31 protein-coding genes and 2 pseudogenes are annotated in these 24063 nt (G+C 69.4%); 16 read left to right on the plus strand and 17 right to left on the minus strand.

From position 1 onward, the window contains the following. Positions 1-52 precede the first annotated feature (52 nt). Positions 53-565, plus strand: a complete 513-nt coding sequence (locus ACXPWS_RS13835; protein WP_458712961.1) for a hypothetical protein — start codon at positions 53-55, stop codon at positions 563-565. Here ACXPWS_RS13835 and ACXPWS_RS13840 read toward each other — a convergent pair. Then, positions 562-2232 (minus strand): acyl-CoA synthetase, encoded by a 1671-nt coding sequence (locus tag ACXPWS_RS13840; protein ID WP_458712962.1) that lies wholly within the window; start codon positions 2230-2232, stop codon positions 562-564. The two genes, ACXPWS_RS13835 and ACXPWS_RS13840, sit on opposite strands and share 4 nt — an antisense overlap. 142 nt (positions 2233-2374) lie before the next feature. Here ACXPWS_RS13840 and ACXPWS_RS13845 point away from each other — a divergent pair. Next, positions 2375-2917, plus strand: a pseudogene (locus ACXPWS_RS13845) (DAK2 domain-containing protein); the annotation flags it as partial. Between the two features lie 102 nt (positions 2918-3019). After that, positions 3020-4066 carry a dihydroxyacetone kinase subunit DhaK gene (locus tag ACXPWS_RS13850; protein WP_458713535.1) on the plus strand — a complete coding sequence of 349 codons (1047 nt, stop codon included), beginning with the start codon at positions 3020-3022 and terminating at the stop codon, positions 4064-4066. Here the strand turns inward: ACXPWS_RS13850 and ACXPWS_RS13855 are convergent. Further along, complete coding sequence (locus ACXPWS_RS13855) at positions 4063-4911, minus strand: universal stress protein (RefSeq protein ID WP_458712963.1); 849 nt, start codon at positions 4909-4911, stop codon at positions 4063-4065. The genes ACXPWS_RS13850 and ACXPWS_RS13855 overlap by 4 nt on opposite strands. After that, a complete protein-coding gene (locus ACXPWS_RS13860; RefSeq protein ID WP_458712964.1) occupies positions 4908-6323 on the minus strand; it encodes an APC family permease in 1416 nt (471 codons plus the stop codon). The genes ACXPWS_RS13855 and ACXPWS_RS13860 overlap by 4 nt, the downstream gene beginning before the upstream one ends. A 90-nt stretch (positions 6324-6413) precedes the next feature. Here ACXPWS_RS13860 and ACXPWS_RS13865 point away from each other — a divergent pair, with 90 nt between their 5' ends. Beyond that, on the plus strand, positions 6414-7922 hold the full coding sequence (locus ACXPWS_RS13865) for a PucR family transcriptional regulator (protein ID WP_458712965.1): 1509 nt from the start codon (positions 6414-6416) through the stop codon (positions 7920-7922). Here ACXPWS_RS13865 and ACXPWS_RS13870 read toward each other — a convergent pair whose 3' ends face one another. From ACXPWS_RS13870 to ACXPWS_RS13885, 4 genes are all read right to left on the minus strand, one after another. Further along, on the minus strand, positions 7923-8108 hold the full coding sequence (locus ACXPWS_RS13870; protein WP_458712966.1) for a hypothetical protein: 186 nt from the start codon (positions 8106-8108) through the stop codon (positions 7923-7925). Positions 8109-8289: 181 nt separating this feature from the next. Further along, positions 8290-8967, minus strand: a complete 678-nt coding sequence (locus ACXPWS_RS13875) for a HemK2/MTQ2 family protein methyltransferase (RefSeq protein WP_458712967.1) — start codon at positions 8965-8967, stop codon at positions 8290-8292. Positions 8968-9257: 290 nt separating this feature from the next. Further along, complete coding sequence (locus ACXPWS_RS13880) at positions 9258-9716, minus strand: hypothetical protein (protein ID WP_458712968.1); 459 nt, start codon at positions 9714-9716, stop codon at positions 9258-9260. Further along, complete coding sequence (locus tag ACXPWS_RS13885) at positions 9713-10285, minus strand: RNA polymerase sigma factor (protein WP_458712969.1); 573 nt, start codon at positions 10283-10285, stop codon at positions 9713-9715. The genes ACXPWS_RS13880 and ACXPWS_RS13885 overlap by 4 nt, the downstream gene beginning before the upstream one ends. 211 nt (positions 10286-10496) lie before the next feature. Here ACXPWS_RS13885 and ACXPWS_RS13890 point away from each other — a divergent pair, with 211 nt between their 5' ends. From ACXPWS_RS13890 to ACXPWS_RS13925, 8 genes are all read left to right on the plus strand, one after another. Then, entirely contained in the window at positions 10497-10961 is a 465-nt protein-coding gene (locus ACXPWS_RS13890) for an Asp23/Gls24 family envelope stress response protein (RefSeq protein ID WP_458712970.1), read from the plus strand. Then, complete coding sequence (locus ACXPWS_RS13895) at positions 10936-11250, plus strand: Asp23/Gls24 family envelope stress response protein (protein WP_458712971.1); 315 nt, start codon at positions 10936-10938, stop codon at positions 11248-11250. The genes ACXPWS_RS13890 and ACXPWS_RS13895 overlap by 26 nt, the downstream gene beginning before the upstream one ends. A gap of 96 nt (positions 11251-11346) precedes the next feature. Further along, positions 11347-11526 carry a hypothetical protein gene (locus ACXPWS_RS13900; protein WP_458712972.1) on the plus strand — a complete coding sequence of 60 codons (180 nt, stop codon included), beginning with the start codon at positions 11347-11349 and terminating at the stop codon, positions 11524-11526. Continuing rightward, positions 11519-11896, plus strand: coding sequence for an Asp23/Gls24 family envelope stress response protein (locus ACXPWS_RS13905; protein WP_458712973.1), 378 nt, complete (start codon positions 11519-11521; stop codon positions 11894-11896). The genes ACXPWS_RS13900 and ACXPWS_RS13905 overlap by 8 nt, the downstream gene beginning before the upstream one ends. Beyond that, a complete protein-coding gene (locus tag ACXPWS_RS13910) occupies positions 11893-12453 on the plus strand; it encodes a DUF6286 domain-containing protein (RefSeq protein WP_458712974.1) in 561 nt (186 codons plus the stop codon). Before ACXPWS_RS13905 ends, ACXPWS_RS13910 begins: the two co-directional genes overlap by 4 nt. Continuing rightward, complete coding sequence (locus ACXPWS_RS13915; RefSeq protein ID WP_458712975.1) at positions 12450-13031, plus strand: hypothetical protein; 582 nt, start codon at positions 12450-12452, stop codon at positions 13029-13031. The genes ACXPWS_RS13910 and ACXPWS_RS13915 overlap by 4 nt, the downstream gene beginning before the upstream one ends. Continuing rightward, the gene (locus ACXPWS_RS13920) at positions 13028-13183 is read left to right on the plus strand and encodes a hypothetical protein (RefSeq protein ID WP_458712976.1); all 156 of its coding nucleotides are present in this window, start codon (positions 13028-13030) and stop codon (positions 13181-13183) included. Before ACXPWS_RS13915 ends, ACXPWS_RS13920 begins: the two co-directional genes overlap by 4 nt. Then, positions 13164-13352 carry a hypothetical protein gene (locus ACXPWS_RS13925; RefSeq protein ID WP_458712977.1) on the plus strand — a complete coding sequence of 63 codons (189 nt, stop codon included), beginning with the start codon at positions 13164-13166 and terminating at the stop codon, positions 13350-13352. Before ACXPWS_RS13920 ends, ACXPWS_RS13925 begins: the two co-directional genes overlap by 20 nt. A gap of 6 nt (positions 13353-13358) precedes the next feature. Here ACXPWS_RS13925 and ACXPWS_RS13930 read toward each other — a convergent pair whose 3' ends face one another. Continuing rightward, entirely contained in the window at positions 13359-13763 is a 405-nt protein-coding gene (locus ACXPWS_RS13930; protein ID WP_458712978.1) for a hypothetical protein, read from the minus strand. Positions 13764-13838: 75 nt separating this feature from the next. Next, entirely contained in the window at positions 13839-14195 is a 357-nt protein-coding gene (locus ACXPWS_RS13935; protein ID WP_458712979.1) for a hypothetical protein, read from the minus strand. Between the two features lie 38 nt (positions 14196-14233). On the opposite strand from ACXPWS_RS13935, the gene ACXPWS_RS13940 reads away from it, so the two are divergent. Next, positions 14234-15046, plus strand: a complete 813-nt coding sequence (locus ACXPWS_RS13940; RefSeq protein WP_458712980.1) for a ketosteroid isomerase family protein — start codon at positions 14234-14236, stop codon at positions 15044-15046. A 55-nt stretch (positions 15047-15101) separates the two neighbouring features. Then, a complete protein-coding gene (locus ACXPWS_RS13945) occupies positions 15102-15677 on the plus strand; it encodes a hypothetical protein (RefSeq protein WP_458712981.1) in 576 nt (191 codons plus the stop codon). Positions 15678-15683: 6 nt separating this feature from the next. Here ACXPWS_RS13945 and ACXPWS_RS13950 read toward each other — a convergent pair whose 3' ends face one another. Continuing rightward, positions 15684-16475 carry an SGNH/GDSL hydrolase family protein gene (locus ACXPWS_RS13950; RefSeq protein WP_458712982.1) on the minus strand — a complete coding sequence of 264 codons (792 nt, stop codon included), beginning with the start codon at positions 16473-16475 and terminating at the stop codon, positions 15684-15686. Positions 16476-16513: 38 nt separating this feature from the next. Between ACXPWS_RS13950 and ACXPWS_RS13955 the strand changes: the two genes are divergently transcribed. Beyond that, positions 16514-17014 (plus strand): NUDIX domain-containing protein, encoded by a 501-nt coding sequence (locus ACXPWS_RS13955; protein ID WP_458712983.1) that lies wholly within the window; start codon positions 16514-16516, stop codon positions 17012-17014. 70 nt (positions 17015-17084) lie between these two features. Here ACXPWS_RS13955 and ACXPWS_RS13960 read toward each other — a convergent pair. The 4 genes and pseudogenes from ACXPWS_RS13960 to malQ form a co-directional block, all read right to left on the minus strand. Further along, positions 17085-17429: pseudogene (locus ACXPWS_RS13960) on the minus strand (nuclear transport factor 2 family protein); the annotation flags it as partial. Continuing rightward, positions 17426-18301, minus strand: a complete 876-nt coding sequence (locus ACXPWS_RS13965) for an LLM class F420-dependent oxidoreductase (RefSeq protein ID WP_458713536.1) — start codon at positions 18299-18301, stop codon at positions 17426-17428. The pseudogene ACXPWS_RS13960 and the gene ACXPWS_RS13965, both read right to left, overlap by 4 nt. 2 nt (positions 18302-18303) lie before the next feature. Then, positions 18304-18747 carry a hypothetical protein gene (locus ACXPWS_RS13970; RefSeq protein WP_458712984.1) on the minus strand — a complete coding sequence of 148 codons (444 nt, stop codon included), beginning with the start codon at positions 18745-18747 and terminating at the stop codon, positions 18304-18306. Positions 18748-18812: 65 nt separating this feature from the next. After that, positions 18813-20927, minus strand: coding sequence for a 4-alpha-glucanotransferase (gene malQ / locus ACXPWS_RS13975; RefSeq protein ID WP_458712985.1), 2115 nt, complete (start codon positions 20925-20927; stop codon positions 18813-18815). 43 nt (positions 20928-20970) lie between these two features. On the opposite strand from malQ, the gene ACXPWS_RS13980 reads away from it, so the two are divergent. Next, positions 20971-22167, plus strand: a complete 1197-nt coding sequence (locus tag ACXPWS_RS13980; RefSeq protein ID WP_458712986.1) for an MFS transporter — start codon at positions 20971-20973, stop codon at positions 22165-22167. Here the strand turns inward: ACXPWS_RS13980 and ACXPWS_RS13985 are convergent. From ACXPWS_RS13985 to ACXPWS_RS13995, 3 genes are read right to left on the minus strand one after another with little or no spacing between them, the layout of a single operon-like run. Further along, the gene (locus ACXPWS_RS13985; protein ID WP_458713537.1) at positions 22118-22444 is read right to left on the minus strand and encodes a DMT family transporter; all 327 of its coding nucleotides are present in this window, start codon (positions 22442-22444) and stop codon (positions 22118-22120) included. The two genes, ACXPWS_RS13980 and ACXPWS_RS13985, sit on opposite strands and share 50 nt — an antisense overlap. Beyond that, positions 22444-22776, minus strand: coding sequence for a DMT family transporter (locus ACXPWS_RS13990; protein WP_458712987.1), 333 nt, complete (start codon positions 22774-22776; stop codon positions 22444-22446). Before ACXPWS_RS13990 ends, ACXPWS_RS13985 begins: the two co-directional genes overlap by 1 nt. Before the next feature lie 28 nt (positions 22777-22804). Beyond that, positions 22805-24058 (minus strand): acyl-CoA dehydrogenase family protein, encoded by a 1254-nt coding sequence (locus ACXPWS_RS13995; protein WP_458712988.1) that lies wholly within the window; start codon positions 24056-24058, stop codon positions 22805-22807. Between the last annotated feature and the right edge of the window lie 5 nt (positions 24059-24063).

Below are 24063 nucleotides of genomic sequence, written 5' to 3' on the forward strand. Positions count from 1 at the left end.
CGGTCTCGGGAACGACATACTGTAATCCTTACGGGATGGCATACTGACGTGCATGGGTGCTCAATTTGCCGATGCTGATGATCTCCCGGCGCCGTCGAGGCTGGGCGCGGTGGACCGGAACGCGACGTACCAGCTCGACGTGATCGGGGTCGATGCCGCCGACGTGGTCCGCTCGGCCGGCGGCTGGCTCTTCGACCGGGTGATGACGGGCTGGGACGTGCGGGTGAGCCTGGCCGAGGACTGCGACCTACGGCCGCTGCGAATCCTGGGCTTGCGCATCGGTGAGCGCCGCGATGAACCGGTGGCGCTGGCGGTCGCGGGCGGGCTGGGCGTGCAGGTGCAGGCGGCGCTCAAGTGCCGCCACGCCGAGGTCACGGTGTGGAACGCCGACCGGCTGACCGGGCTGGAACCGGTGCGGCACCTGCTCAGTTCGGCGGCATGTGCGTTCAAGGCCCGGGCACTGGCGGCCGCGGGCCTGGATCCGTCGGGGCTGCGTCCGGTCGAGGTGTTCCGGGGTGGCAACAGGTCGCTGCTGCTGGTGCCGCCCGACCTGACGCCGGTCTAGCGGGTCGCGACGGCCTTGGCCCAGCGGTAGTCGGCCTTACCGGCGGGGGAGCGCTCGATCTTGGTTTCTCGGATGAAGGCCTTGGGAATCTTGTACCGGGCCACCGACCGTCCGCAGATCTCGGCCAGCTCCTCGTCGGAAGCCGAACCGCCGTCGGCGAATTGGACGATGGCCACCACCTCGTTACCCCACCGCTCCGACGGCCGGCCGACCACCACCACGTCGTACACGTGGGGGTGCGCGGCGATCGCGCGCTCGACCTCTTCGACGAAGATCTTCTCGCCGCCAGAGTTGATGGTCACCGAGTCCCGTCCCAGCAGCTCGATCCTGCCGTCCGCCAACACATTCGCGCGGTCGCCGGGCACCGACCAGCGCACCCCGCCGATGGTGGGAAAGGTGCGGGCGGTCTTCTCGGCGTCACCCAGATAGCCCAGGGGGATGAGGTCGCGGCGGGCAAGCCAGCCGCCGCCTTCGCCGGGAGACAGCACCCGGCTGAAGTCCTCGGCGATTACCGCGGTATCGGGCTGGGGGCTGAACACCGCGGCGGGAGTCGGCTCGCCGGTGCCTGATTCGCGGCTCGCCGCGGCCGTGGAGTAGGTGCTCATCTGTGCGCCCGATTCCGAGGCGCCGACGGCGTCGAGCAGCATGATGTGCGGCAGCGCCGTGAGGATGCGTTCGCGCACCGTGGGCGACAGCGCGGCACCGCCGTTGGTGATGGTGAACAGGCCGGACAGGTCGTAGTCGCCCGCCTCGATCTCGTCGATCAAGGGTCGGGCCACTGCATCGCCGACCACCGGGATGGTCAGCACGCGTTCACGTTCGGCGAGGCGAAGTACGTCAGCCGCGCGGAGTCGTTCGACATCGTCGGGAATGACGATCTTGCCGCCCATGGTGATGGCGTTGTAGGCCGCCCACTGCGCGGCACCGTGCATGAACGGCGGGATCATCAGCATCCCCAGGGCGCCGCCGGCCGTGCGCGCCTTCTCGGCGAGTTCGTCGTAGGACGCCAGGGCCTGATCGCTGCCGAACGGCCGGCCACCCATCGACGACAAGAAGATGTCGTGCTGGCGCCACAACACACCTTTGGGCATGCCGGTGGTGCCGCCGGTGTAGAGGATGTACAGATCGTCGCCTGAGGGTGCAGGCAGGCCGCCGGCGGGCGCCGGGGTGGCGATGACCGCCTCGTAATCGACCGCGCCTGGCAGCAGCTCGTGACCGGAGGCGTCGGGCACCTGGATGAGGACCTGCAGATGCGGCGCCCGGTCCCGGATCGCGGCCACCCGCGGGGCGAACTCGGCGTTGTAGACCAGCGCCCGCGCCCGCGAATCGTTGAGCAGGTAGACCAACTCTTCCTCGACATACCGGAAGCTGACGTTGTACGGCGCCACTCGCGCGCGGTAGCTACCGATCATCGATTCGAGGTATTCGTTGCCGTTGCGCAGGTAGATGCCCAGGTGATCCTGGCCGGACTCGTGCCCGGCCAGGGCGTCCCGTTCGGTGTGCACGCCCAGGCCGGCGGAGACCAGAAAATTGGCGACGCCGTCCACCCGGGTGTCGAACTCGGCGTAGGAGAACCTGCGGTCCCGCCAGACCAGGAACGTCTGGTCGGGTACCGCCGCGGCCACGGTGCCGAAGACGGAGGACAGATCGAAGTTCACGCCGCTCATGACTGGTGACCATACATGGTGGTGATATCTGTATGGTCGACGTTCGAGAAGTTCAGCGCACCCCACCAAAGGTCTAGGCCGGCACGACCACGCAGAACCGCGGCCGTCCGTACCCTGACCGATGACGGACGGGAAGGGCGAGATGAGCTGGAAACCATTGGAAGCGTTGATCCGAACCTGTGCAAGTACCGCGCAGGCGCGCCGCGTCGAGTGGGATCGCCTGGACGCCGCCGTCGGTGACGGGGACTTCGGCAGCAGCCTGGCTCGCGGCGCGCGTGGCGTCGAGGCGCAGTGGGATGCGCTCGACCGCTCGTCGCCGGAGGCCTTCCTGCGCGCCGTGGGTGCAGTGCTGAACCGCGAGATGGGCGGTAGCTCGGGGCCGCTGCTGTCGGTCGCATGTGAACGTGCCGGCGCGGCCGTGGGCGCCGCCGACGCCATCGACGTCGCGACGGCCGGCGCGATGCTGGAGGCTGCGGCGGCGGGAATTGCCGAGTACGGCCGAAGCGGCCCCGGCGACAAGACGCTGTTGGACGCGCTGCTGCCGGCCGGTGCCGCGGTTACCGGGGTGGCTGCGCGGGGTGGCGACGCGGCGGCCGCCTACGCCGAGGCTGCCCTCGCAGCCGCCGAAGGTGCCCGCGCCACAAGGGAACTGGTAGCAAAACGCGGCCGGGCGGTGTACTCGGCCGAGCGCAACCTCGGAGCGCCCGATCCGGGAGCGGTGGCGGTGGCCGAGATCGCCGGTGCGGTGGCCCGAGACGTGGGTGTCGCGGCGCCCGATGTGAGTGACCTGGCCGCCAGGGCCGCCGAGGCGGCCGAGCCGGCACCGACCGGCAAGACGAAACAGTTCCTCAACGATCCCGCCGACGCCGCGCTGGAGAGCTTGGCCGGGCTGGCCCGGTCGGTGCCGGATCTGGTGCACTGGGATCCCGCTGCCCAGATCGTCCGGCGCGCGCGGCCGCAGCAGGCGGGGCGGGTGGGGCTGGTGTCCGGCGGCGGGTCGGGCCACGAGCCGCTGCACGCCGGGTTCGTCGGTGAGGGGATGCTGGCCGCGGCCGCCCCCGGCGCCGTCTTCGCCTCGCCGAGCACCGACCAGATCCTGGCCGCCACCCGTGCGGCGTCCACCGGTGGTGGCGTGCTGCATGTGGTGAAGAACTACACCGGCGACGTGCTGAACTTCCGCTTGGCCGCCGACGCCGCACGGGCCGAGGGGATCGAGGTGGCCAGCGTGCTTGTCGACGACGATGTCTCGGTCGACGGCTCCGATCACACCGTCGGCCGGCGCGGCACCGGAGCCACCCTGTTCGTACACAAGATCGCCGGCGCCGTCGCCGAAGCCGGCGGCTCCCTGGACGATGTGCACGCCGCCGCGATGAACGTCGTCGATCGCAGTGCCAGCTTCGGCATCGCGCTCACGTCGTCCTCGCCGCCGGGAGCCGGTCCGATCCTGGCGCTGGGCCCCGACGAGATCGAGATCGGTGTCGGCATCCATGGTGAACGGGGCCGGCGCAGCGACCGCCTTCGGCCGGCCGCCGACCTGGTCGCCGAGGCGACGGAGATCCTGGTGAGCCACCTCGGTCTCGGCGCGGGAAGCACGGTGCTGGCGTTGGTCAACGGGCTCGGCGCGACTCCGTTGATGGAGTTGTATCTGCTGTACAACGACCTCGCCGAGGAACTGTCCCGCCGTCAGATCGGCATCGCGCGCAATCTGGTCGGCAACTACGTCACCAGCCTGGACATGGCCGGAGCGTCCTTCACGCTGACGACCTTCGATGATCAGCTGGGCCGCTGGTGGGATGCTCCGGTGCACACCGCCGCACTGCGGTGGGGCCGTTAGGACTCCTCGCCCGGTGTCACGAGGATCGGCACCCGCAGCACCCGCAGGATCTTGGCCGCTGTGGAGCCGATGAGGATGCGTCGTGGCGGGGCGAGCCGGCTGGAGCCGAGCATCAGCAGGTCCCCGTCCGACCAGTCGAGGTCCTGCACGGCCGCTTCGATGGTCGCGCCGTCGGCGACGAGTGCCGTCACGGCGAACCCCTCGGGAAGCGCTGCCTGCGCCGATTTCATTGTGGCGTAGGCGTGTTCGCGGGCGTCTTCGGCGCCCGTGGTGCCGTGCTGGTCCAGCGCGACGAGTGAGACCAGCCGCAGCGGCGCGCCCGTCGCCCTGCTGGTCGCCACGGCGGCATCCAACAGCCTGCTGGCGCCCTGGCGGTCACCGATCGCACACGTCACGGACCGGACGCGGTCCACGTCGGAGTGCCGAATGCCCCGCGGCGCCACCGCGACCGCGACCGGCGCCGAGTGCAGCAGTTCGTCGACCAGAGCGCCGAGGGACAGGCTGCCTGCCAGTCCGCCGCCCGACCCGCCGACCACGATGGCTTCGGCGTCGAGGCGAAGCGCTTCTGCGCCAAGCGCTTCGGCGACCGACTCGGCGACCAGGACCTCGCCGTGCGCCGTGACGTCATCGGGGATCAGGCGTAGTGCTTCGTCGAGCCACGCCGACCCTTGTTCGGCGAGCACTTCGTGGTACCGATCCGAGGTCACCCGGGGAGTGGTGACGTCGTCGGGGGCCAGCACCAACCGGACTTCCAGATCGGCGCCGAGGGTGCGGGCGAGCCGCACGCCCAGGGCGACGGCGTCCGCACCACCGGAGGTCGCGAGGTAGCCGACCACGAGCTTCATCGGGATTCGCCCGTCTCGCCGTGCCCGACATGCGGGATCGGCGTGCCCTCGGCGGCCAGCGTCTCCTCTTCGATCTTCATCGTCAGTGGCTTGCGCAACCCGCGGGTGACATAGACCAACAGGATGAGGCCGACGACGAACCAGATGGCGCCGTAGAGCAGAGCGTCGAAGTGCAGGTTGACCCACAACACGACGGTCAGGCTCATACCGATGAGCGGCAGCACGATATTGGTGAAGATCTCCAGCGGCGTGTTCCGCTTCTTCAAATGCACGGCGAAATACAGGATCACGGTCAGGTTGACGACGGTGAACGCGATGAGGGCGCCGAAGTTGATCATCGCCGACACGAACTCGAGGGTGAACCGGAACGCCAGCAGTGACACCGCGCCGACGATGAGCACGGCGTGCAGAGGCGTCAGGAATTTCGGGTGGATGTAGGACAGGAAGCGTGGGATCCGGCCGGTTCCGTTGCGGGCCATCACGTAGATCATCCGGGAGACGCTGGCGTGTGAGGACAGGCTGGAGGCGAACATGGCGGCCAGCGCGGCCGAGACGAACAGGATTTTGAAGAACTCACCGCCGACCTTGAGCGCGAGTTCGGGCAGCGTGTCGTCGGTGACCTCGAAGCCATCCAGCGTGGGGAAGGCGCTCTGGGCGAACCACGCCCCGAGCAGGAAGATGGCGCCGCCGATCAGCAGGGCCAACACGATTGCCTTGGGGACGGTATTCGGTGTCTTGGCCTCCTCGCTGTACATCGTGATCGCGTCGAATCCGATGAACGAGAAGCACACCACGGTGGCACCGGCGATGACCGCCCCCATGTTGACGCCCGTGTGATACAGCGGTTCCAAGGTCAGGGCGGTGCCCTGGCCGAGGCCCTTGGTCAGCGAGATGTAGGTCAGCACCACGAAGACACCGATGAGCACGATCTGGAAGACGACGAGGACGCCGTTGATGCTTGAGGTGCCCTTGATGCTCCAGCAGTTGAGCAGGGTGACCACCGCGACGTAGACGATGACGAAGATCCACGACGGGGTGTCGGGGAAGAAGGACTCGAAGTAGATCCGGCCGATCACCGCGTTGACCATCGGCAGCAGCAGATAGTCCAGCAGCGAGGACCAGCCGACGAGGAACCCGACGTTCGGGTGGATAACCTCGGATGCGTAGGTGTAGGCCGACCCCGCCGACGGGAAGACGCGGGTCATCCGGCCGTAACTGAGCGCGGTGAACACCATGGCGATCAGCGCGACGATGTAGGCCAGCGGCACGACGCCGTTCGTCTCCTCCGACACGATCCCGAAGGTGTCGAAGACGGTCATCGGGGTCATGTAGCCGAGGCCCAGGCCGACGATCGCCCACAGGCCCAGGGAACGGGAAAGGTGGGGTGTGGTGGAGGGCAAGGTCTGCTGCACCTAAGCAGTGTGCGCTGCGCCACAGCTCTGAGTGCCGCACCGCTTCGTACATTCTCGACATTGATTCTCGCCAATTCGTACAATCGGCAAATGCGGGTGTCGGTGGCGTGGGTGCTGACCCAGACGGGATTGGCCCTTCGGCTCAGGGGCGGTGCCGCGGGGGTGGGCCGGCCGGTCGACGTCGTGCTCACCTCCGAGCTCACCGACCCGTCGCGCTGGTTGTCGGGCAACGAATTGGTGCTCACCACGGGTATCCGGCTGCCGGACACGGCTCGGGGCCGGGCGGCCTACCTGCGGGAGCTCGATGCCTGCGGGGTGGCGGGGCTGGGATTCGCGACCGGGCTGACGCACCAGGGCGTGCCCGGCGACATGATCGAGGCGGCCGACGAGATCGGCCTGCCGTTGATCGAGGTGCCGCTGGAGACGCCTTTCGCCGCGATCGTCAAGTCCGTCACCGCACGGATCGCGGAGTTGCAGTACGACGATGTGCTGCGGGTGTCCCGGGCGCAGCCGCACATCACCAGGGCGGTGGTGACCGGAGGCGCGCAGGCAGTGGTGCGCGAGCTCAGCCGAGCACTGGGGGCCACGGTGCTGATCCTGGATACCGCGGGCGCGGTGCTGGCCAGTCATCCGGACTGCCAGGACACCGCACTGCTGGACGAGCTGCGGACCGGCCTGCCGTCCGGAGCGGACGCCGGGACCACCACCGTGACCGTGCACGAGACGCCGACCAGTGTTGCGCACCAACGGGTTCGAGTGGGGTCGAAATCCTACGGTGAACTGGTGGTGGTCGGTGCCAGCTCGCTGAGCCATATCGAACAGGTGCTGCTGGGGCACGCGAACGCCCTGCTGGCTCTCGATTTCGACAAGCCGGCACGGCTCGATGCTGTTCAGCGCCAACTGAACTCGACGGCGCTCAGTCTGTTGCTGAACACCGCAGCGGACCTGACGCCGGCGTGGACGGTGCTGGCGCGCATCGTCGATCCACAGCGCCGGATCCGGGTGCTGTCGATCGAGTGCACGGCGGGTGACGCCATGACCACCGCCTGCATCGAGGCCATCGAAGGCCAGGGGCGTGACTGTGTGGTGCACGTCGACACCGCTGGACTGATCGCCGTGCTCCCCGGTGACGCGACCATGGACGTCGCCGGGGCGCTGGACGGGCGAACCCGCAGAACTGTCCGGATCGGGATGAGTGCCGCGCATCCGCTCGAAGATCTCGCCACCGCGGTGGTGAACGCCCGGCGGGCCGCCGCCATGGCGCAAAGGGGTGGTGCACCAGTTGAATTCGGTGACAAAGCCGGCCAGGCCCTGCTGTCCGACAACGCCAGCCGCGAGGTGCTGTCCGCCGTCGCGGCCACGTTGTTGGGCCCGCTCGCCATCTACGATCGCGACCACCACGGGGGTCTCGTCGATTCGCTGCGCGGCTACCTGGAAGCCAACGGGCACTGGGAAACGGCCGCCGCGGCGCTCGGGATTCACCGGCACACGTTGCGGAACCGGATCAAGACCGCGCAGAAGCTCCTCGGCTGCGACCTCGATGTCGCCAGGGTGCGTGCCGAGCTGCTGCTCGCCCTGTTGGCGGCCGAACGCCGGTGATCACGCGGTGCGGCGGAGCCTGACGACGTCGCGTTCCACGCAACCGATCCGGTCGGCAGCTTCGGTGACCGACAGCAGCGGGTCGAGCAGGATCTCCAATTCGGCTGCGGAGAACAGTGGTTCGTCGTCCCAGGGTGCGTGGTCCCATCCGGCGTCCTCGAAGCCGGAAAACAGTTTCTTGCTCAACTCGTTCCTTACGGGCGTTGTCGGCTGTCGCTGTCCACGATGAAGCGAATCGGAAAGCGGCGGGTTCGGGGCTTCGCAGCGCCGCTCGACTTCGAATTCTACCGGGCCAGGCACCGCCACGGCGCACGGAAGGAGGCTGTGACCGTTTCGTTACGCAACGCCCGCCGACAGGCCGGTTCGGTCACGGCTTGGTCGCCGCGATCACGGCGAGAGTCTCCACCCGCTTGTTCACCGGCAACCGACCTGTCGCTTCGAGCCACCTGGCCCTGCTGTGCAGCACCGGCCCGAACGGGATGCACTTCTCGGCGACAACCTGGCTCCTGAGTCCGTTGCGACGCAGCGTGTCGACGGTCTTGCCGACATCGGCGAGCTCGGACTGCACCACCAGAAGGGTGCCGCCGGCCCGCAGTAGGGCCGGGGCCGCCGCACAGAGCGGATCGAGCACCAGCCGACCGTCGCTGCCGCCGTCCACGGCCAGCGCGGGTATCGGCAGCGTGCAGGCGACGGGGTCGTAGTCCGGTGGTTGCGGAACGTAAGGCGGGTTGCACAGCACCAAGTCGTAGGTGTCGGTGGTCACGGCCTGTTCCCAAGACAATTGGTAGACATCGATATTCGCCGCGCCGGCGGCTGCCCGCGCCCGGGCGAAGGCAACCGCGTCAGGTGATACGTCGAAGGCGCTGACCGACAGCGCGCCTGCGGCGGCCGCGGCGAGAGCCACCACGCCGGAGCCCGTGCACAGGTCGGCGACGCGCAGACCGCGTGGGGGAGTGTGCCACAACATGGTGTCGACGAGTAGATCCGAATCCTGTTGGGGAAGATAGACGTCAGTCGTGGCGGGGCCATCGGCGATGATGGTCATGGCAACCTCAGTCATTGTCGCCGTCGGGCGGTATCCGAATCATCCTGCGCGTCGTCGCCTTTGGGCTCGGGTGGGGTTGTCATGCCCCAAGCAATACCCGTTTTCCGGCGATTTCCACCTGCGGGTGCCCAGGAACACCGAGGCGTTTCGCTGGCGGTGCCACTCTTCGTATGGCGGACTACGACTGGACGGGCTGCACGGTCCGCGGTTTACTCCATCTCGAACGCGAAACTCGCTGCGGCGCTGAAGAAAATGCTACATGTGGTGGCCACGGCGCCGCCAGGCTGACGTCACCCCAGCGGATCGCCGTCCACCACGTCGGTGATGGTGACGTCGATGGGCCCGGCCGGCGTACTCCCGCTGTCGTCGAGATCATCGATTATCAGCCGGACCGTGTCGATCACGGTGCGGCGGATGTCGTCGCCGAGTTCGCGCAGCGCGGTGCCGTAGCTGCCGGTCACGTCGATGTCGATGGCGCGCAGCACCGCACCTTCGAGGGTGAAGGCGATCCGGGTCGGCTGGCAGACGAACTTTCGCCGCAACTCACGGGCCAGCAGGCTGCGCAGGGCATGATCGCTGACGTACACGACTCCCTCGGCGGCATCCCGCGACACCCGGATGGGCCAGCCGACCCGGGAGGTGGCGTGCACGGCGGCACGCACTTTGGCGCTGATGGTGTCCCACCCGGGTTCGGGCACAGATCTCAGGTACGAGGCTGCCCGGTGCAGGAAGGGATCTGGCTCAGTCACTGCCACCTCCTCAACAGAACTCGTAGTGTCTTGGTAGCCCGAAGATGGTGACCGCGCACGGCATCGGGACTGAGTGCGAGAACTTCGCCGATCTCGGGAAACGTCATTGCTTCGATCTCCCGCATCATCCACACCGCGCGCTGGCGCACCGGCAACTCACCCAGCGCGGTTTCCAGCGCGTCCAGAAAAGCGGCGTTGGACGCCGCGGTGAACGGGTCGGCCGTGGTGTCTGGACCCGCGAGCGGTTCCAATACCCAGTCTTCCACCGGCTTGGCCTTTTTGAGTCGGTGTGTGTCGGCGATTTTGCGGTAACAGATGGCAAACAGCCACGTCCGTAGCGACGAGGCCCCGCGGAAACTGCCGATCTGGCGCCACGCCGCAACGAACGTGTCCTGAACGACGTCGGCGACGTCGGCCTCTGACGCCAGCATCCGCCGGGCATACCGGTAGAGCACCGGTCCGTACCGGGTGACGATGGCGTCGAACGCCTCTCGGTCACCAACCCCGGCAGAGACCCGTAAGGCCTCGTCATCGGCGTCGCGCAGGTCGCCGTCAGTTGGCGCTCTCACCACACTCCGCTCTCAGTTACGCATCGCCGATCACCGAAATATAGGCCCTGCGGCGGCGCATCAGCGCGCTATGCCCGTCCAGCCGTCGTTCGCTGAGCGGTCGCCTTGTGTCGTGTATCACCCCGACGGCACGTTCGGTTCTGGGTCGTTGCCACGACTACTCATATATTGCAGGCATGTCGAAGAGCAAGATATGCGGAAGGGAGTGGTTATGACCAGCGCACAGGCCGACGTGGAGATGTCCGGCAAAGAAGTCAGCCCCTATCAGGGGTCGCCATTGGTGAGTTCGCAGGGCAAGACGACCATCGCCGACGTCGTGGTGTCCAAAATCGCCGGTATCGCCGCTCGCGAGGTCAGCGGCGTGTACGACCTGGGCGGCGGCGCGTCGCGGATGGTCGGCGCACTGCGTGAACGGATTCCGGGCGCCAGCGTCAACCAGAGCCAGGGCGTATCGGTCGAGATCGGGGAGAAACAGGCTGCCGTCGACATCGACATCGTCGCCGAGTACGGGGTGGCGATCGCCGACCTGGCGGCGGGCATCCGGCGCAATGTCATCGCCGCCATCGAACGGATGACCGGACTCGAGGTCACCGAGGTCAACATCACGGTGCACGATGTGCATCTCGATGGCGACGGCGGCGACGACGCCGATGCGGCGCCCACCCGTGTCCAGTGACCTCGCCGAACTCATCGCGGCGGCGGTGACCGAGGTCAAGGGCGTCGCCGGACTGCACGCCGGCATGTTCGGCGAGGTGGCCACCTACCTGCCCGGGCGCCGGGTGTCGGGCATCCGGATCGGGCCGGACCGGGTGGACGTGCACGTGAGCCTGACACTCGATGCGCCGGTGCGCCCCACCGCCACCGCCATCCAGCGCGCCGTCGGCGCGATCACCGATCTGCCCGTCGACGTCACCGTCGAGGATCTCGTGCCCGTGACACCGGCGTCCGGACGAGATCTCCGATAGTGCCGGGGTGGCGGCGCGACGAGGGGCGCGCCGCCACCCGCTTTCTTCTCGATTCAGCTGTGCCAGAACTACTTTGCTTTGCGGAAGGTGTACCTCATGACCTCATCGACACTGGGGCTGGTTGCCGGACTGCTGCTCGGGGTGGCCGCGGCGGCCGGTGGCCTCTGGGGCTTCATCATCGCGCTGCTGCTCGGCGTGGCGGGCTACCTGATCGGGGCCCACCGGGACGGCGAGCTCGACCTGACCGCGTTGTTGCGGGGCCGCGGTCGTGACTGACGTCGTTCCCGAGGCGGTCGCCGAGGACGACGCCGCCACCCGCGGCACCCTCACGGTTCGCGAGAAGGTCGCCCAGCGACTGGCGGTCCGCGCCGCACTCGACACCCCGGACGTGCTGCCCTTCTCGGCCGGACTGTCCAAGATCGCCGGCCGGTCGCTGCCCCAGGCTCAGCTCACCGTCACCGGGAACCGGGTGACCGCCCACCTCAAGGTCACCGTCGCGTGGCCGGCGGCGGCGGTGGACGTCGCCCGCGCCGTGCAGCGCAATGTCGCGCTCACCCTGTCCACCATGGCTGGACTGCACGTCGACCGTGTCGACGTCACGGTCGAGCAACTCAGTACCACCACAGACGTGAGGACCCGACGATGACCGACGACACCGCCCGGCGGCCCGTACCCGGACCGGTGCCGGTCGCCACCGCCGGCGCCCGGTACGTGGGAGTGGCCTTGGCGCTGATCTCGCTGGTCGCCGGGGTCGTGGCCCTGCGCGAAGCCGGTGTGGTGCTGGGGTGGGTCGCGGGAACGCCGTGGATCGGGACCGCCGTCAACGCGATCCACGGTGTGCACAGTCAGTGGTGGATGATGCCGGCCGGTGCCGGCGTCCTCGCGATCGGTGCATGGCTGGTGTTCTCGGCACTGCGGCCCCGGCGTAAGACCGCCGTGGCCGTCGATGCCACCGGATCGGTGTGGATGCGGCCACGGGATGTGGCGCGGTTGGCGTCGCACGCCGCCGCATCCGTACCCGGTGTCGAGGTGTTGCGTTCGGAGGCGACCCGCCGCAAGGTGACGCTGTACGTCGGACTCGTCGGCGTCGAGTCCGACGCCGGAACCAAGGGCTCCATCGCCGCCGCGGTCGGCAGCGCCACCGAAATACTCTCGCCGCCACCACGGATCGCGGTGCGCATCGGCACGAGCGGGTCGGCATGAGCGGGCGGCCGACCGATCTGCTGGATCGCTGCGCGACGTTGGTGGCCGGGCTGGTGGTGACCACGCTCGGCGCCGCGGCGCTGCTGTGGCCCATGCACGTGGTCCGAACCGTTCCTGATCGCATCAGCGCGACACCCGTCGTACGTGCCACCACCTCGCCGTGGTGGCCGTGGGAACTGGCCGGGATGGGTGTGGTGCTGGTGCTGATCGGACTGGTCTGGCTGATCTCGCATGTGCCGATCCGCAAGGCGCCGGTGCTGCGGGTGGCCGGCACCACCGACCCCGGAACGATCACCGTGAACCTCGACGCTGTCGCCTCAGCTGCCGCCGAGGCCCTGGCGCAGGAGCCGAATATTCAGGCCGCCAAGGGAAAAGCGGTCACCGACCGGGGCACCTCGACGGTCGAACTGACGGTCACGGTGGCCCATCCGGCCGGTATCGCGGACGCCGTCGCGGCGATCGAGCGCACCTGCATCCATATCGCCAAGGCCACCGGCGATACCTCGGTGGCGGCGCGCACGGTGCTGCAACTGGCCAAGACCGGCGGCACGGCGCGCAGTGCCCGAAATCTCGAATGACGCGGCTGACGATCGACGCCGCCGTCGCCGCATTGTTCGCCGGTGCCGTCGTGCTCGGCGCCGTCATCCGGGCACTCGCCAGACTGGTCGAACGACCGAAAAACCCACGCCCCGACAAGGAGTCAGATGTCCATGACCGACGATCACGGTGAGCGGCTGTTCGCCTGGGCGGTGCTTGCGCCGGTGCTGACCAAGCACTACTCGATCGTGGTCCCCAGTGACCTGGACGTGTCGGTGTGCGCCTGCTCGCCGGGGGTGCGCCGCAGCATCGACGAGTGGGCGCGGCACGTCAGCGACGAAGTCGCCGCCAATATCGGGTGAGTAGGGTCAGGCCGGGAAGAAGCCGTCACCGGTGAAGAAGCCCGGCTGCCAGCCCTGAGCGCCCAGGCACAGCATCGGCTTGCCATCCGGGGTTTGGGCGGCCGCCTGCGGTCCCGGGCACGGCGCTCCGGTCTGCTGCACTCCGTACAGCGGATAGGACGGCATCCAGAATCCGGTGTACACCGGAGGCCACTGATTGGGCACCCAGCGGCACATCATCGCCTGGCCGCCGGGACCGCGACCGAAGGTGAACAGCTGATAGTTGTCGCACGGGGCGCCGGACGATGCGTCGTAATTCATGCCGGGCACATCGGAGGGGTAGCGGCCGGGGTCGTCGTCGGCGAGCGCCGGTGTGGCTGCCCCGAGCGCGGCACAGGCCACCGTCGCAGCCACGGTCAGTTCACGAATCATGTCCCCACCCTCGAAGTTGCGTACCAGGACCCCGCCGCGGCAAAGCTTAATCGTCAAGCGCGGCAGGTGTACGCCTTATTCGGGAGCGTCCAGGACGCTGACGGCGATGCCGTACGGCAGGAACCGGACCCGCCGGCCCGGGTCGGTGTTGTTCTTGTTCGCCCGCAACGCCTCGAGTTCGCTGGGGTACACCTCTTCGATATGGGCGCCGCCCGCCGGGTCGACGGTGTAGATGGCCCACACGCCGTCACCGGTGTCGCCGGTGGTCTCCGGCCCGGCCGGCCGCGATTGCGCGGTGAACTGGTCGATCAGCGTGGACCAGCCGGCGCGTTTGCCGAACCGGTCGAGCGCGTCGCGCAGTCCCTCGCCGGCCTCGCGGGCCAGTCGATCGAAGTCTTCTGGGTCGATTCCGAACGGCCCGTTCTGGCTCATTGCCGTCCTCCTTCACGCAGGGGTGGTAAACGAAGGATATGTCGACAACGCGAGTGGCGGTTCTGGCGACGGTCGAGCGGTCGCCGGCGGCGGCCGCAGCCCATGATCGCGGTGGCTGGGTCGGGCTGTTCACCGGTGACGGCCGGGTGGAGGACCCGGTCGGATCCCGGCCGCATATCGGCCGTGACCGGCTGGAGCGGTTCTACGACACCTTCATCGGTCCGCGGGACATCACCTTCCACCGCGACGTGGACATCGTCGCCGGCTCGACGGTGCTGCGTGATCTGGTGCTGGAGGTGGCGATGGGCTGCCAGGGCAGTGCCGCCGTCACCATGCACATCCCGGCCATCCTGCGCTATGACGTGCGCCGGGACGGGGACGAGCTGCGGGTCGCCGCGCTGCGCGCCTATTGGGAACTGCCCGCGATGGCCGTCGCGTTCGCCCGTTCCGGACCGGCGGCGTTACCCGCCGGGCTGGCCCTGACCGGCGCGCTGCTGCGCAACCAGGGAGCGGCCGGAGCCGTCGGGTTCATGGCCGGGCTGCCCGGCGTCGGGTCCCGCGGCAAGAAGCTGGTCTCGGAGTTCCTCGCGGATGCGGCCGCCGGTGACGAGGTGTCGGTGAAACGCCGGCTCGGCGCCGGACTGCAGGTCACCGCCGGCGATGACGCCGCGCTGTCGCTCGTCGACCTGGTCGCCCTGCTGGCCGGTACCCGGGTGCGCACCATGCTGGCCGCGGGCCGCCAGGTGGCGGTCAGCGTGCGCGGGGACGACACCGATCTGGTGCTGATCGCGGAGTTCGGCGCCCGGGCGTCGGCCCTGCGGCGGCTGCGCGTCTTCGTCGACGAAGGCTGAAATCCGGGGTGGGTTGCGCTTGGCCGTGACCCCGACGTGAGACGGTAGTTGCACCATGTCTGACATTGACCACCCGATGGGGTACATGACGTACGAGGAATTCGGGCGGAAGTTCTTCGATGTCGCCGTCAGCGAGCAGCGTGTCGGCGACGCGATCGGCTCGATCGCCGGCGACGAGTTCCAGATGGGACCCATCGGGCAGGGGCCCGGCGGCATCGCCAAGGTCACCGCGAAGGTCAGGATCAAATCCCCCCGGGTGACCCGGGAGTCCGGCGAGAACTTCACCTTCGACATCCGCATTCCGCTTGAGATCAACATGGTGATCGACCTGAAGATCGACCGGCCGCAGTTCAACGTGTTCGGTGAGATCGCGCTGCGGGCCGTTGCGCGGGCCGCCGAGCCGCTGGTGCTGATGCTCGACGTGGCCAAGCCGCAGCCCCGGGACATCTCCATCCATGTCACCTCCAAGACCTTGCGGGCCGAAGTGCTGCGGGTGATGGCCGGTATCGACGCCGAGATCAAGCGGTTCATCGCCGTCCATGTGGGCGGCGAGATCGACAATCCGGCGGCTGAGCAGGCCAAGAGGATCAACATCGCCGAGATGATCGACTCCACCTGGACGGGTGTTTGAGGTCGGCTAGCGGGCGTCCGAGCGGGCGGCCACCGGGACCGGCCGCGGATGCCGCGGCCCGCCACCGATGCTGGCCGAGCGTCCACGCAGATGCCGCCAGATCCACGGCATCAGCATGTTCTGCGTCCACATGGCCTGCGAATACAGCCGAGACCCCAGGGACTGCTCGGTGACCTCCGATTCGGCATGAGCCCAATCGTGATTGCTGCCGGGCAAGCCCAGCGCTTCGGCAGCAGCCGCGGTGAACAGCAGATGGCCTTTGGTACTGCCGTGCACGCGGTCGGCGCTCCAGTTCTGCGGATCGGTCATCGAATCCGCGTGGTACAGATCGATGAGCCGGAAGCCGTGCCGGTCGGCTGCGGCGCGGATGACGTCGTTGATCCGCAGCACGCGCGCCACCAGGATGCGTCCCGCAGGCAGCACCCTGGCCAAGTTCGGGAATGTCGTCGTCACCACGGTGGCGCCGGTGCGCGCCAGCCGGTCGTGCAGCAGGTCCAGATCAAGCAGGGCCTGGTCGAACTTGCGGCCCGGCCGGGTCACATCGTTCATGCCCACGCACATGGTGATCAGGTCGGGCTTCATCGCCACCGCCTCGGGCAGTTGCCCTTCCAGCACATCGCGGATCCGTTTACCGCGCACCGCGAGGTTGGCGTATTCGATACCGGGGCAGTGGGTGTCCAGCAACCATGCCAGCCGATCGGCGAATCCGATGAGGGCACCGGTGTCATCGGTATCCCAGAGGCCCTCGCTCTGGCTGTCGCCGAGGGCTACGTACCGGTAGAAGTGGGTGTCGGCCACGCGAGTGACTGTAGTGGCCGGCCCCCTACAGTGAGGCGGTGCCCCGACAGAGTGCCGGCCTGCTGTTGTACCGCGTCACCGATGACGTGCTGGAGGTGCTACTCGGCCATCCGGGTGGTCCGTTCTGGGCGCGCAAAGACGAGGGCGCGTGGTCGATCCCGAAAGGGGAGTATGTCGACGGTGAGGAAGCCTGGGCCGCGGCCCGCCGCGAGTTCGCCGAGGAGCTCGGCACCGCGCCACCGGACGGGCCTGCGATCGCGTTCCCGCCGCTGAAACAGCCGGGCGGCAAGATCGTCACCGCGTTCGCCGTCGAGGGTGACCTCGATATCAGCCGGGTGACCAGCAATACCTTCGCGCTGGAATGGCCGCGGGGGTCCGGGAAGTTCACCGACTATCCGGAGCTGGACCGGGTCGGCTGGTTCGACGTGCCGACGGCGCGGTCGAAGCTTCTGAAAGGTCAACGGGTGCTGTTGGATTGGTTGACCCAGGAGCTGGATGATCGCGCAGGCGGCGCGCGGTCCGAGTCTCGATCGCATTGATGGTGAGTGCGCGGCCGTGGATACGCCAGCCCGCGGGCGCGTGCAGGTATTCGTCGTCGTAGCGCAGATGCCACACCGCATCGCTGATCTGGTCACCGCTGCGGGTCCAGTGATGGGCGACGCAGGTGATGCGGCCCAGTGCGTATCCGGGCTCGGGGCCGGCGGCGTACACCTCGCCGACGATGGCGTGTTCGGTGCGGGCCACGCCGGCCAGGGTGGCCAGGGCGGCCCGCACGCCGGGGTGGCCGTGTTGGATGTTGGTCGGGGTCAGTTCGTGTGGGGGTGAGGGCAGCCGGAATTCGGCTGTCTCGGTGAACAATTCGACGACGTCGTCGAATCTGCGGTCATCCACGCCCGCGGCGTACAGATGAACAAGGTCGGCCAGTGCCAGCCGGTCGGCGGGATCCAGGCTCATCGGGACAGCCCGAGCCGCTGCGCGCACGCCGAGAGTGCATCCTTGGCCTCGGCCAGATCGGCGGTCGGCGGCATGGCCAGCACGATGCGGTGCGCGCCCGAGGCGGCCAGCCGTTGCGCGCGCTCGCCGTCGATCTTGGTGACGAGATGCCCCAGGGACAGCTCCAACCCACCGGGGTCGCGCCCGGCGGCCGTCGCCGCGTCGCGCATCGCCGCGGTCAACGCGGCCAGTTCGGCTCCGCCGACACCGAGCGGCTGCAGGCCGTCGCCGAGGCGCCCGGCCCGCCGGGCTGCGGCAATGCTGTGCCCGCCGATATGAACAGGTATGTGCTGCAAGGGTTTCGGATAACACATGGCGTGCTCGACGTCGAAGAACTCGCCGTGAAAGCTCACCCCGTCGGGCCGGTCCGACCACAGCAGCCGCATCAGCTCCAGCTGTTCGTCGGCGCGCCGGCCGCGGGCCTCAAAAGGTGCGCCGCACGCCGTCACCTCCTCGCGCAGCCACCCCATGCCCACCGCCAGCCGTAACCGGCCACCGGAGAGGGCGTCCAGGCTGGCGATCCGTTTGGCCAGCACCACCGGATGGTGGTTGGGCAGCACCAACATGCCGGTGGCCAACCCCAGGGTGCGGGTCTGCCCGGCCAGGAAGGCCAGCAATTCCAGGGGATCAGGCACCGGGCAGTCGGCGGCGAGTTCGACCCGTCCGGACGGGTCGTACGGATACACGCTGGTGTACTGCGCCATCAGCACGGTGTGTTCGACCGCGACGATCGACTCGAAACCGCAGTCCTCGAGGTGGCGGGCGAACTCGGCCATCCACGGCCCGTCGGCGGTCACCCCCGCGGCGACCGGCGCGACGACGGCGTACTTCAGGGTCAGGCCCCCGGAACCGACATTCCGGGCTGCGGGCCGACCGGGGTCGGGGTGACGGTGGTGACACCGTTGGCGCCGACGTTCGGGGCGCCGGGCACTCCGCCCGCCGCGGCGCCGCCCCGCGACGGGGTGCTGGCCTGGGCGTCTTCGTACGCCTTCTGGGTGCAGTTGAGTTCCAGGATCATCTTGCCTGCGGAGGTGGCCTTCTGGCCGCTGACGATGCACTGGGCCTGGGGCACGTCGCTGCCGACCGATCCGCCGAAGCTGGAGCGCACGCCCTGGCTCTTCAGGATGGCGACGGCCTTGCCGTACGGCTCGCCGACCACGCTGTACGGGCTGGAACCGTTGGGGTCCGAACTGGCGACACCCGCGCTGACCAGGGTGGCCGACGCCCCGCCCGCGAGCAGGGCGAACCCGCCGATGCCGAGAACAACAAGCTTCTTCACGTGACCTCCGGGGTATCGCGGTGCGCTGCGAGGCTATCGCAGATACACCACCTGAGAAACTTCAGTCACGGGTTCATCGCTCGCACCTGCGCGTTCATTACTTCGGCCAGTGCGGCGGCCCGCGCATCGGTGAACACGTCCTCCAGCAGCAGCCGGGCACCGTCCGGGCCCGCCAGCGGCACCCGCCAGTTGGGGTACTCGTCGGTGGTCCCGGGCTGGTTCTGGGTGCGGATGTCGCCCACCGCGTCGGGTAAGGCGAGCGCCAGCAGCCGCGACGGGGTGCGGCCGAGGTAGGCGTAGAGCCCGCGGATGATCTCCTCGGTGTCCGGATCCGGGCCGGTCAGTCCGAGCCGCCGCAGCACCGCCAGCCAGGCGGCCTGCCCGGCTTTGTCATCGGCCAACTCCTCCTCGACCGGCCGGGTGAGCAGCCCGAGTTCGTCGCGCAACCGGACGTGCTCACCGGCCAGGTATCCCGCGGTCGGGGGCAGATCATGCGTCGTCACCGAGGCCAGGCAGTACTCCCGCCAGCGCTCGGCGGGCAACGGGCCGCCATCGCCGTCCCGGTCCAGTTCGAACCACAGGATCGACGTGCCGAACAGCCCCCGCTCGCGCAGATAGTCGCGCACCCACGGTTCGACGGTGCCCAGGTCCTCTCCGACGACCACCGCGCCGGCCCGGTACGCCTCCAGCGCCACGATGCCGATCATCGCCTCGTGGTTGTAGCGCACGTAGGTGCCCTCGGTGGGGGCCGCACCGTTGGGGATCCACCACAACCGGAACAGGCCGATGATGTGGTCGATGCGGACCCCGCCGGCGTGCCGCAGCACCGCGTTGACCAATGCCCGGAACGGGGCGTAACCCGCCCGCTCCAGCTGATCGGGTCCCCACGGCGGCTGCGACCAGTCCTGGCCCAACTGGTTGAACTCGTCCGGCGGAGCGCCGGCGGTGACACCGAGGGCCAGCACGTCCTGCAGGGCCCAGGCATCGGCCCCGTTCGGATCGACCCCGACGGCGAGGTCGTGCATGATCCCCAGCGCCATCCCGGCTTGCCCGGCGGTGGCCTGCGCGGCGGTCAGCTGGTCGTCGAGCAGCCACTGCAACCAGCGGTGGAAGTCCACCTCGGCGGGGTGGGCGGCGGCGAACTCGGCCACGGCCGGATTGCGGGGATGTTGCAACGACTCCGGCCAGCCGTGCCAGTCGGCTCCATACCGTTCGGCCAGGGCGCACCAGGTGGCGAAATCATCGAGATCGCTGCCCTCCCTGGCCACATACGCGGCATAGGCCAGTTCGCGGCCGGCCGAGCGCTTGACCCGGTGCACCTGGGTGAGTGCCGCACGTTTGGCCTTCCACGCGGCGTCGCGGTCGATGCGTTTCTTGCGGCGGGCCCGGGCGGCCAGTTCGGCCCGGGCCTTACCGAGCGGTGCCCGTTTTCGCAGCATGGCGTATTCGGCGATGGCTTCGATGCGCAGATAGATCGGGTTGACGAAGCGGCGCGAGGTGGGCAGGTAGGGCGAGGGTTCCATCGGTGCCACCGGCGCCGCGGCATGCAGCGGGTTCACCAGGATGAAATCGGCGCCGTGCCGGGCCGCCGACCACACCGCGAGGTCGGTCAGGTCCGTCAGATCGCCGATTCCCCAGGACTGTTCCGATGTCACGCTGTAGAGCTGGGTGGCCAGGCCCCAGTGTCGGCCCGGCGGGGGACGCAGCGTGCCGGGGGAGACGATGACCAGCGTGCTGCGGTCGCGGCCGCCGTCCTGGACGTGCAGCCGGTGATACCCCGGCGGCAGATCGGCCGGTAGCTCGAAGGTGGCCTCGCCGACCAGCCGGCCGTCCAGATCGTATGGTGGCCGGTTGTTTTCCAGCTGCCGCACACCGGTGCGCACCGAACCGTCCTCCAGCCGCAGCCAGAGTCCGACCGGCTCGCCGTGGGTGACGTGCACCCAGAACGTGGACGTGGAACCGGAACGGCCGACCACGGTCGGGGGCAGCGTGCGTTCCCAGTACTCGCGGTCGTGCGCCCGCAACGCTGCCCGGCGTTCGTCATCGGTGGCGGCCGGAACGCCGAGCGCCGCCAGCACGGACACCAGGGTCTGCTCCGGTACCGGCAGCCGCCGCCCGGTCCAGTCCAGGAACTCGGTCGACACCTTGTAGCGCTCGGCCAGGTCGGCAAGCTCAGTCATGCCCGCAATCTTGCCGGAATTGCGCCCCGTATCCTCGGCGAGCGTGGGATCCGGGGGTGAGGTGCGGCGCGCCAGGGCCGCGGTGGGTGCGCTGTTCCTGGTCAACGGAGCCACCTTCGCCAACCTGCTGCCGCGCTTCCCGGAGATCAAAGCCGTTCTGGCACTGAGTAATTCGTCCTACGGCGTGATGGTGGCCGCGTTCCCGGCCGGAGCTTTGGTGGCCGGCCTGGCCGCGGGCGCGGTGATCCGCCGGTACGGTTCGGCCCGCGTTGCGGTGTTGTCCTCGGTTGCGCTGGCGCTCATGGTGGGTGTGGTCGGGCTGGCGCCGTCAGCCGTCCTGGTGGCGGCGGCGCTGTTCGCGGGCGGGTGTGCGGACGCCGTGGCCGATGTCGGCCAGAACTCCCATGGACTGTGGGTGCAGCGCCGCTACGGACGGTCGATCATCAACTCGCTGCACGCGGTGTGGGCGGCGGGTGCGGTGCTGGGCGGCCTGCTCGGGGCGGGTTCGCTGGCGATCGGCATGAGCCGAGGTACGCACCTGGGATTGTCCGCGGTGCTGTTCGCCGCGGTGGCGTTGCTGGCGTGGCCATTCCTGCTCACCGGCGCCGAACACACCGAGCATGCCGCGGCCCGGCCGGAGGCGGCGGTGCGGGCCGGGTCCGCGGTGTACGCGGTGCTGGCCGCCCTGGTGGCGCTGGCCATCGCCGGGGCCGTCGTCGAGGATGCCGGAAGTTCTTGGGCGGCACTGTATCTGCACGGCGTCGGTGCGTCCGAGGTGATCGCCGTGTCCGGTTACATCGCCCTGGCCGGTGCCTTGTTCGTGGGCCGGTTGGTCGGGGACCGCCTGGTGGACCGGTTCGGTGAGCGCGCCGTGGTGCGCGGCGGCGGGGTGATCGTGGCGGTGGGCATGGGCACGGCGCTGGCCTACCCGTCGGTGGCGTCCAGCGTCGCCGGGTTCGCCGCGGCGGGCCTCGGGGTGGCCACCGTGGTGCCGGCAGCCATGCACGCCGCCGACCGGCTGCCCGGCCTGCGCCCCGGCACCGGGCTGACCGTGGTGGCGTGGCTGATGCGGCTCGGTTTCGTGGCCGCACCACCCACGGTCGGGCTGATCGCCGATGTCGCGGGGCTTCGCGCGGGTCTGCTGCTGGTGCCGGCCGCCGGTGTGGTCGCCGTGGTTGCCGCAGGCGTGCTCAGTGGCCCGCGGCCGCACCCAGCTCGATCGTCAGCACCCCGGCCATGATCAGTGCGATACCCAGGCCCATCCGCCAGGTCAGCGGATCCCGGAACACCACCCGCGCCACGACGGCGACCAGCGCCACCCCGCACGCCGTCCACACGCCGTAGGCCACACCCACCGGCATGCCCAGCCGCAGGGTCAGCCACAGCAGGGTGAACGACAGCACGTAGCCGACGGCGACCGGCAGCAACCACGCCCTGCGCCGGAATCCGTCCGAAGCCCGCAGCGCCAGGGTGGCCAGCACCTCGACCCCGATGGCCCCGGCCAGCGTCCACCACATCACTGCGAAGTCCCGGCGTGCGAACCGAATTCGACCAGCAGCACACCGGCGATGATGAGCGCGATGCCCACCACGATGGGCCAGGTGAACGGTTCACCGAAGATGACGGCCGCGACCCCGGCGGTGACGGCGGTGCCCACCGCGCCCCAGATGCCGTAGGCCACCCCGACCGGCATCCCGGCCCGCAGCACCGCGGCCATCAACACGAACGCACCGGTGTATCCGGCGACGACCACGACGAGCCACCCGGCGTTGTCCTGGGACGCCCGCAGCGACAGCGTCGCGGCGACCTCGACGGCGATCGCCCCGCCGAGCAGAACCCATTTGTTCACGCCGCTAAGTTATCCGGCGCTCAGATCGTCACAGCGCCAGGCCCAGCCGGGGTGGCCGGGTCCCGCGCAGGGTGTGGTTGCCCAGGTGCACGTATTTCCATCGGGCCGGATCATGCAGCGAATGGGTGCGCACGTTGCGCCAGTGCCGGTCCAGGTTCACCTCCCCGTCGGTGCCCGAGGTGCCGGTCAGTTCGAAGATGCCACCGGCGATCTCGACGGCGAACTCCTGTGCCAGCGCCTTGGCCGCGGCCACCTGCAGCGACGCGGCGGCCGCGGTGTCGCGCGACAGCTGCGCCTGCGCCTGGCCCTCGTCGACCAGCGCGGCACCGGCGGCCAACAGCGCCTCCAGGGCGTACAGCCGCGCGGTCAGTTCGCCGAACCGGCGCACGATGTGCGGCTCCTGGTCGGCCCGTTCGATGCCCGCGTCCAGGGCCTCCTTCCACGGCCGGGACCTGGTCCGGACGAACTCGGCGCCGTCTTCCAGGGCGGCCCGGGCGATGCCGATGTCGATCGCGGCATGCAGCGCCTGGTCATAGGCGCCCAGCACCGTCGGGGGACCGTCGACCGGATGTGGCGGGGCGCCCTCCTCGATGATCAGGTCGCCGTCCACCAGCACGCCGTCCAGCCTGATCTCGCCACTGGCGGTGCCGCGCTGCCCGAATGCCGACCACTTGTCCAGGTTCAGCGTCACGCCGTCCTGATCGGGCCGGATGAACGCGGTGGCGGTCTCCCGGTCGGAGCCGGCGACACCGGCGGCCACCGCGATCCACGTCGCGCCGAGCGCACCGGTCGCGTAGTACTTCGTGCCGTCGAGCACCCAGGAGCCGTCCCCGCGCCGGCGCACGGTGGTGTTGCGGTGCAGGGGCGAGGCGGTTCCGCGTTCGGCGGTGGCGTTGCCCAGCTGGGCGCCGGCCAGGATGTCGGCGTAGATCCGGGCCGCCGGTGGCGCATCGGCGGCGAGGCCGGAGATGACCTGCGCCACCACGAAATGCGCCAGCAGCAGCTGCCCGAGCGCGCCGTCACCGCGGGACAGCCGGCGCAGCACCTCGACCTGGACGGAGGCCGGGACGCCGGGACCGCCGTGTGCGGCGGGTACCGGAACGGCCAGCAGGCCGGCCTCGGCGACGGCCCGCAGCTGCGGCAACAGCGACGTTCCGGTGCGTTCCCGTTCGGCGCTGCCCACCTCGATCGCGGCGGCCACCGCATCGGCAGCGGCCAGCGCCGCCGCGGGGGAGTCGAGCACCGGGATCGGGGAGGTCGCCGTAGCGATGTCAACAGCCATGCTGG

Source organism: Mycobacterium sp. BMJ-28, from assembly GCF_054404835.1.

Bases quoted from the DNA above. Each gene is read 5' to 3' on its own strand.
- ACXPWS_RS13895 (WP_458712971.1), top strand. From the start codon at position 10,936: ATGCGGCGCCCACCCGTGTCCAGTGACCTCGCCGAACTCATCGCGGCG.
- ACXPWS_RS13930 (WP_458712978.1), bottom strand. From the start codon at position 13,763: ATGATTCGTGAACTGACCGTGGCTGCGACGGTGGCCTGTGCCGCGCTC.
- ACXPWS_RS13875 (WP_458712967.1), bottom strand. From the start codon at position 8,967: ATGACCATCATCGCCGATGGCCCCGCCACGACTGACGTCTATCTTCCC.
- ACXPWS_RS13940 (WP_458712980.1), top strand. From the start codon at position 14,234: ATGTCGACAACGCGAGTGGCGGTTCTGGCGACGGTCGAGCGGTCGCCG.
- ACXPWS_RS13945 (WP_458712981.1), top strand. From the start codon at position 15,102: ATGTCTGACATTGACCACCCGATGGGGTACATGACGTACGAGGAATTC.
- ACXPWS_RS13995 (WP_458712988.1), bottom strand. From the start codon at position 24,058: ATGGCTGTTGACATCGCTACGGCGACCTCCCCGATCCCGGTGCTCGAC.
- ACXPWS_RS13935 (WP_458712979.1), bottom strand. From the start codon at position 14,195: ATGAGCCAGAACGGGCCGTTCGGAATCGACCCAGAAGACTTCGATCGA.
- ACXPWS_RS13910 (WP_458712974.1), top strand. From the start codon at position 11,893: ATGACCGACGACACCGCCCGGCGGCCCGTACCCGGACCGGTGCCGGTC.
- ACXPWS_RS13915 (WP_458712975.1), top strand. From the start codon at position 12,450: ATGAGCGGGCGGCCGACCGATCTGCTGGATCGCTGCGCGACGTTGGTG.
- ACXPWS_RS13840 (WP_458712962.1), bottom strand. From the start codon at position 2,232: ATGAGCGGCGTGAACTTCGATCTGTCCTCCGTCTTCGGCACCGTGGCC.
- ACXPWS_RS13985 (WP_458713537.1), bottom strand. From the start codon at position 22,444: ATGTGGTGGACGCTGGCCGGGGCCATCGGGGTCGAGGTGCTGGCCACC.
- malQ (WP_458712985.1), bottom strand. From the start codon at position 20,927: ATGACTGAGCTTGCCGACCTGGCCGAGCGCTACAAGGTGTCGACCGAG.
- ACXPWS_RS13900 (WP_458712972.1), top strand. From the start codon at position 11,347: ATGACCTCATCGACACTGGGGCTGGTTGCCGGACTGCTGCTCGGGGTG.
- ACXPWS_RS13855 (WP_458712963.1), bottom strand. From the start codon at position 4,911: ATGAAGCTCGTGGTCGGCTACCTCGCGACCTCCGGTGGTGCGGACGCC.
- ACXPWS_RS13865 (WP_458712965.1), top strand. From the start codon at position 6,414: ATGCGGGTGTCGGTGGCGTGGGTGCTGACCCAGACGGGATTGGCCCTT.
- ACXPWS_RS13925 (WP_458712977.1), top strand. From the start codon at position 13,164: ATGACCGACGATCACGGTGAGCGGCTGTTCGCCTGGGCGGTGCTTGCG.
- ACXPWS_RS13920 (WP_458712976.1), top strand. From the start codon at position 13,028: ATGACGCGGCTGACGATCGACGCCGCCGTCGCCGCATTGTTCGCCGGT.
- ACXPWS_RS13890 (WP_458712970.1), top strand. From the start codon at position 10,497: ATGACCAGCGCACAGGCCGACGTGGAGATGTCCGGCAAAGAAGTCAGC.
- ACXPWS_RS13835 (WP_458712961.1), top strand. From the start codon at position 53: ATGGGTGCTCAATTTGCCGATGCTGATGATCTCCCGGCGCCGTCGAGG.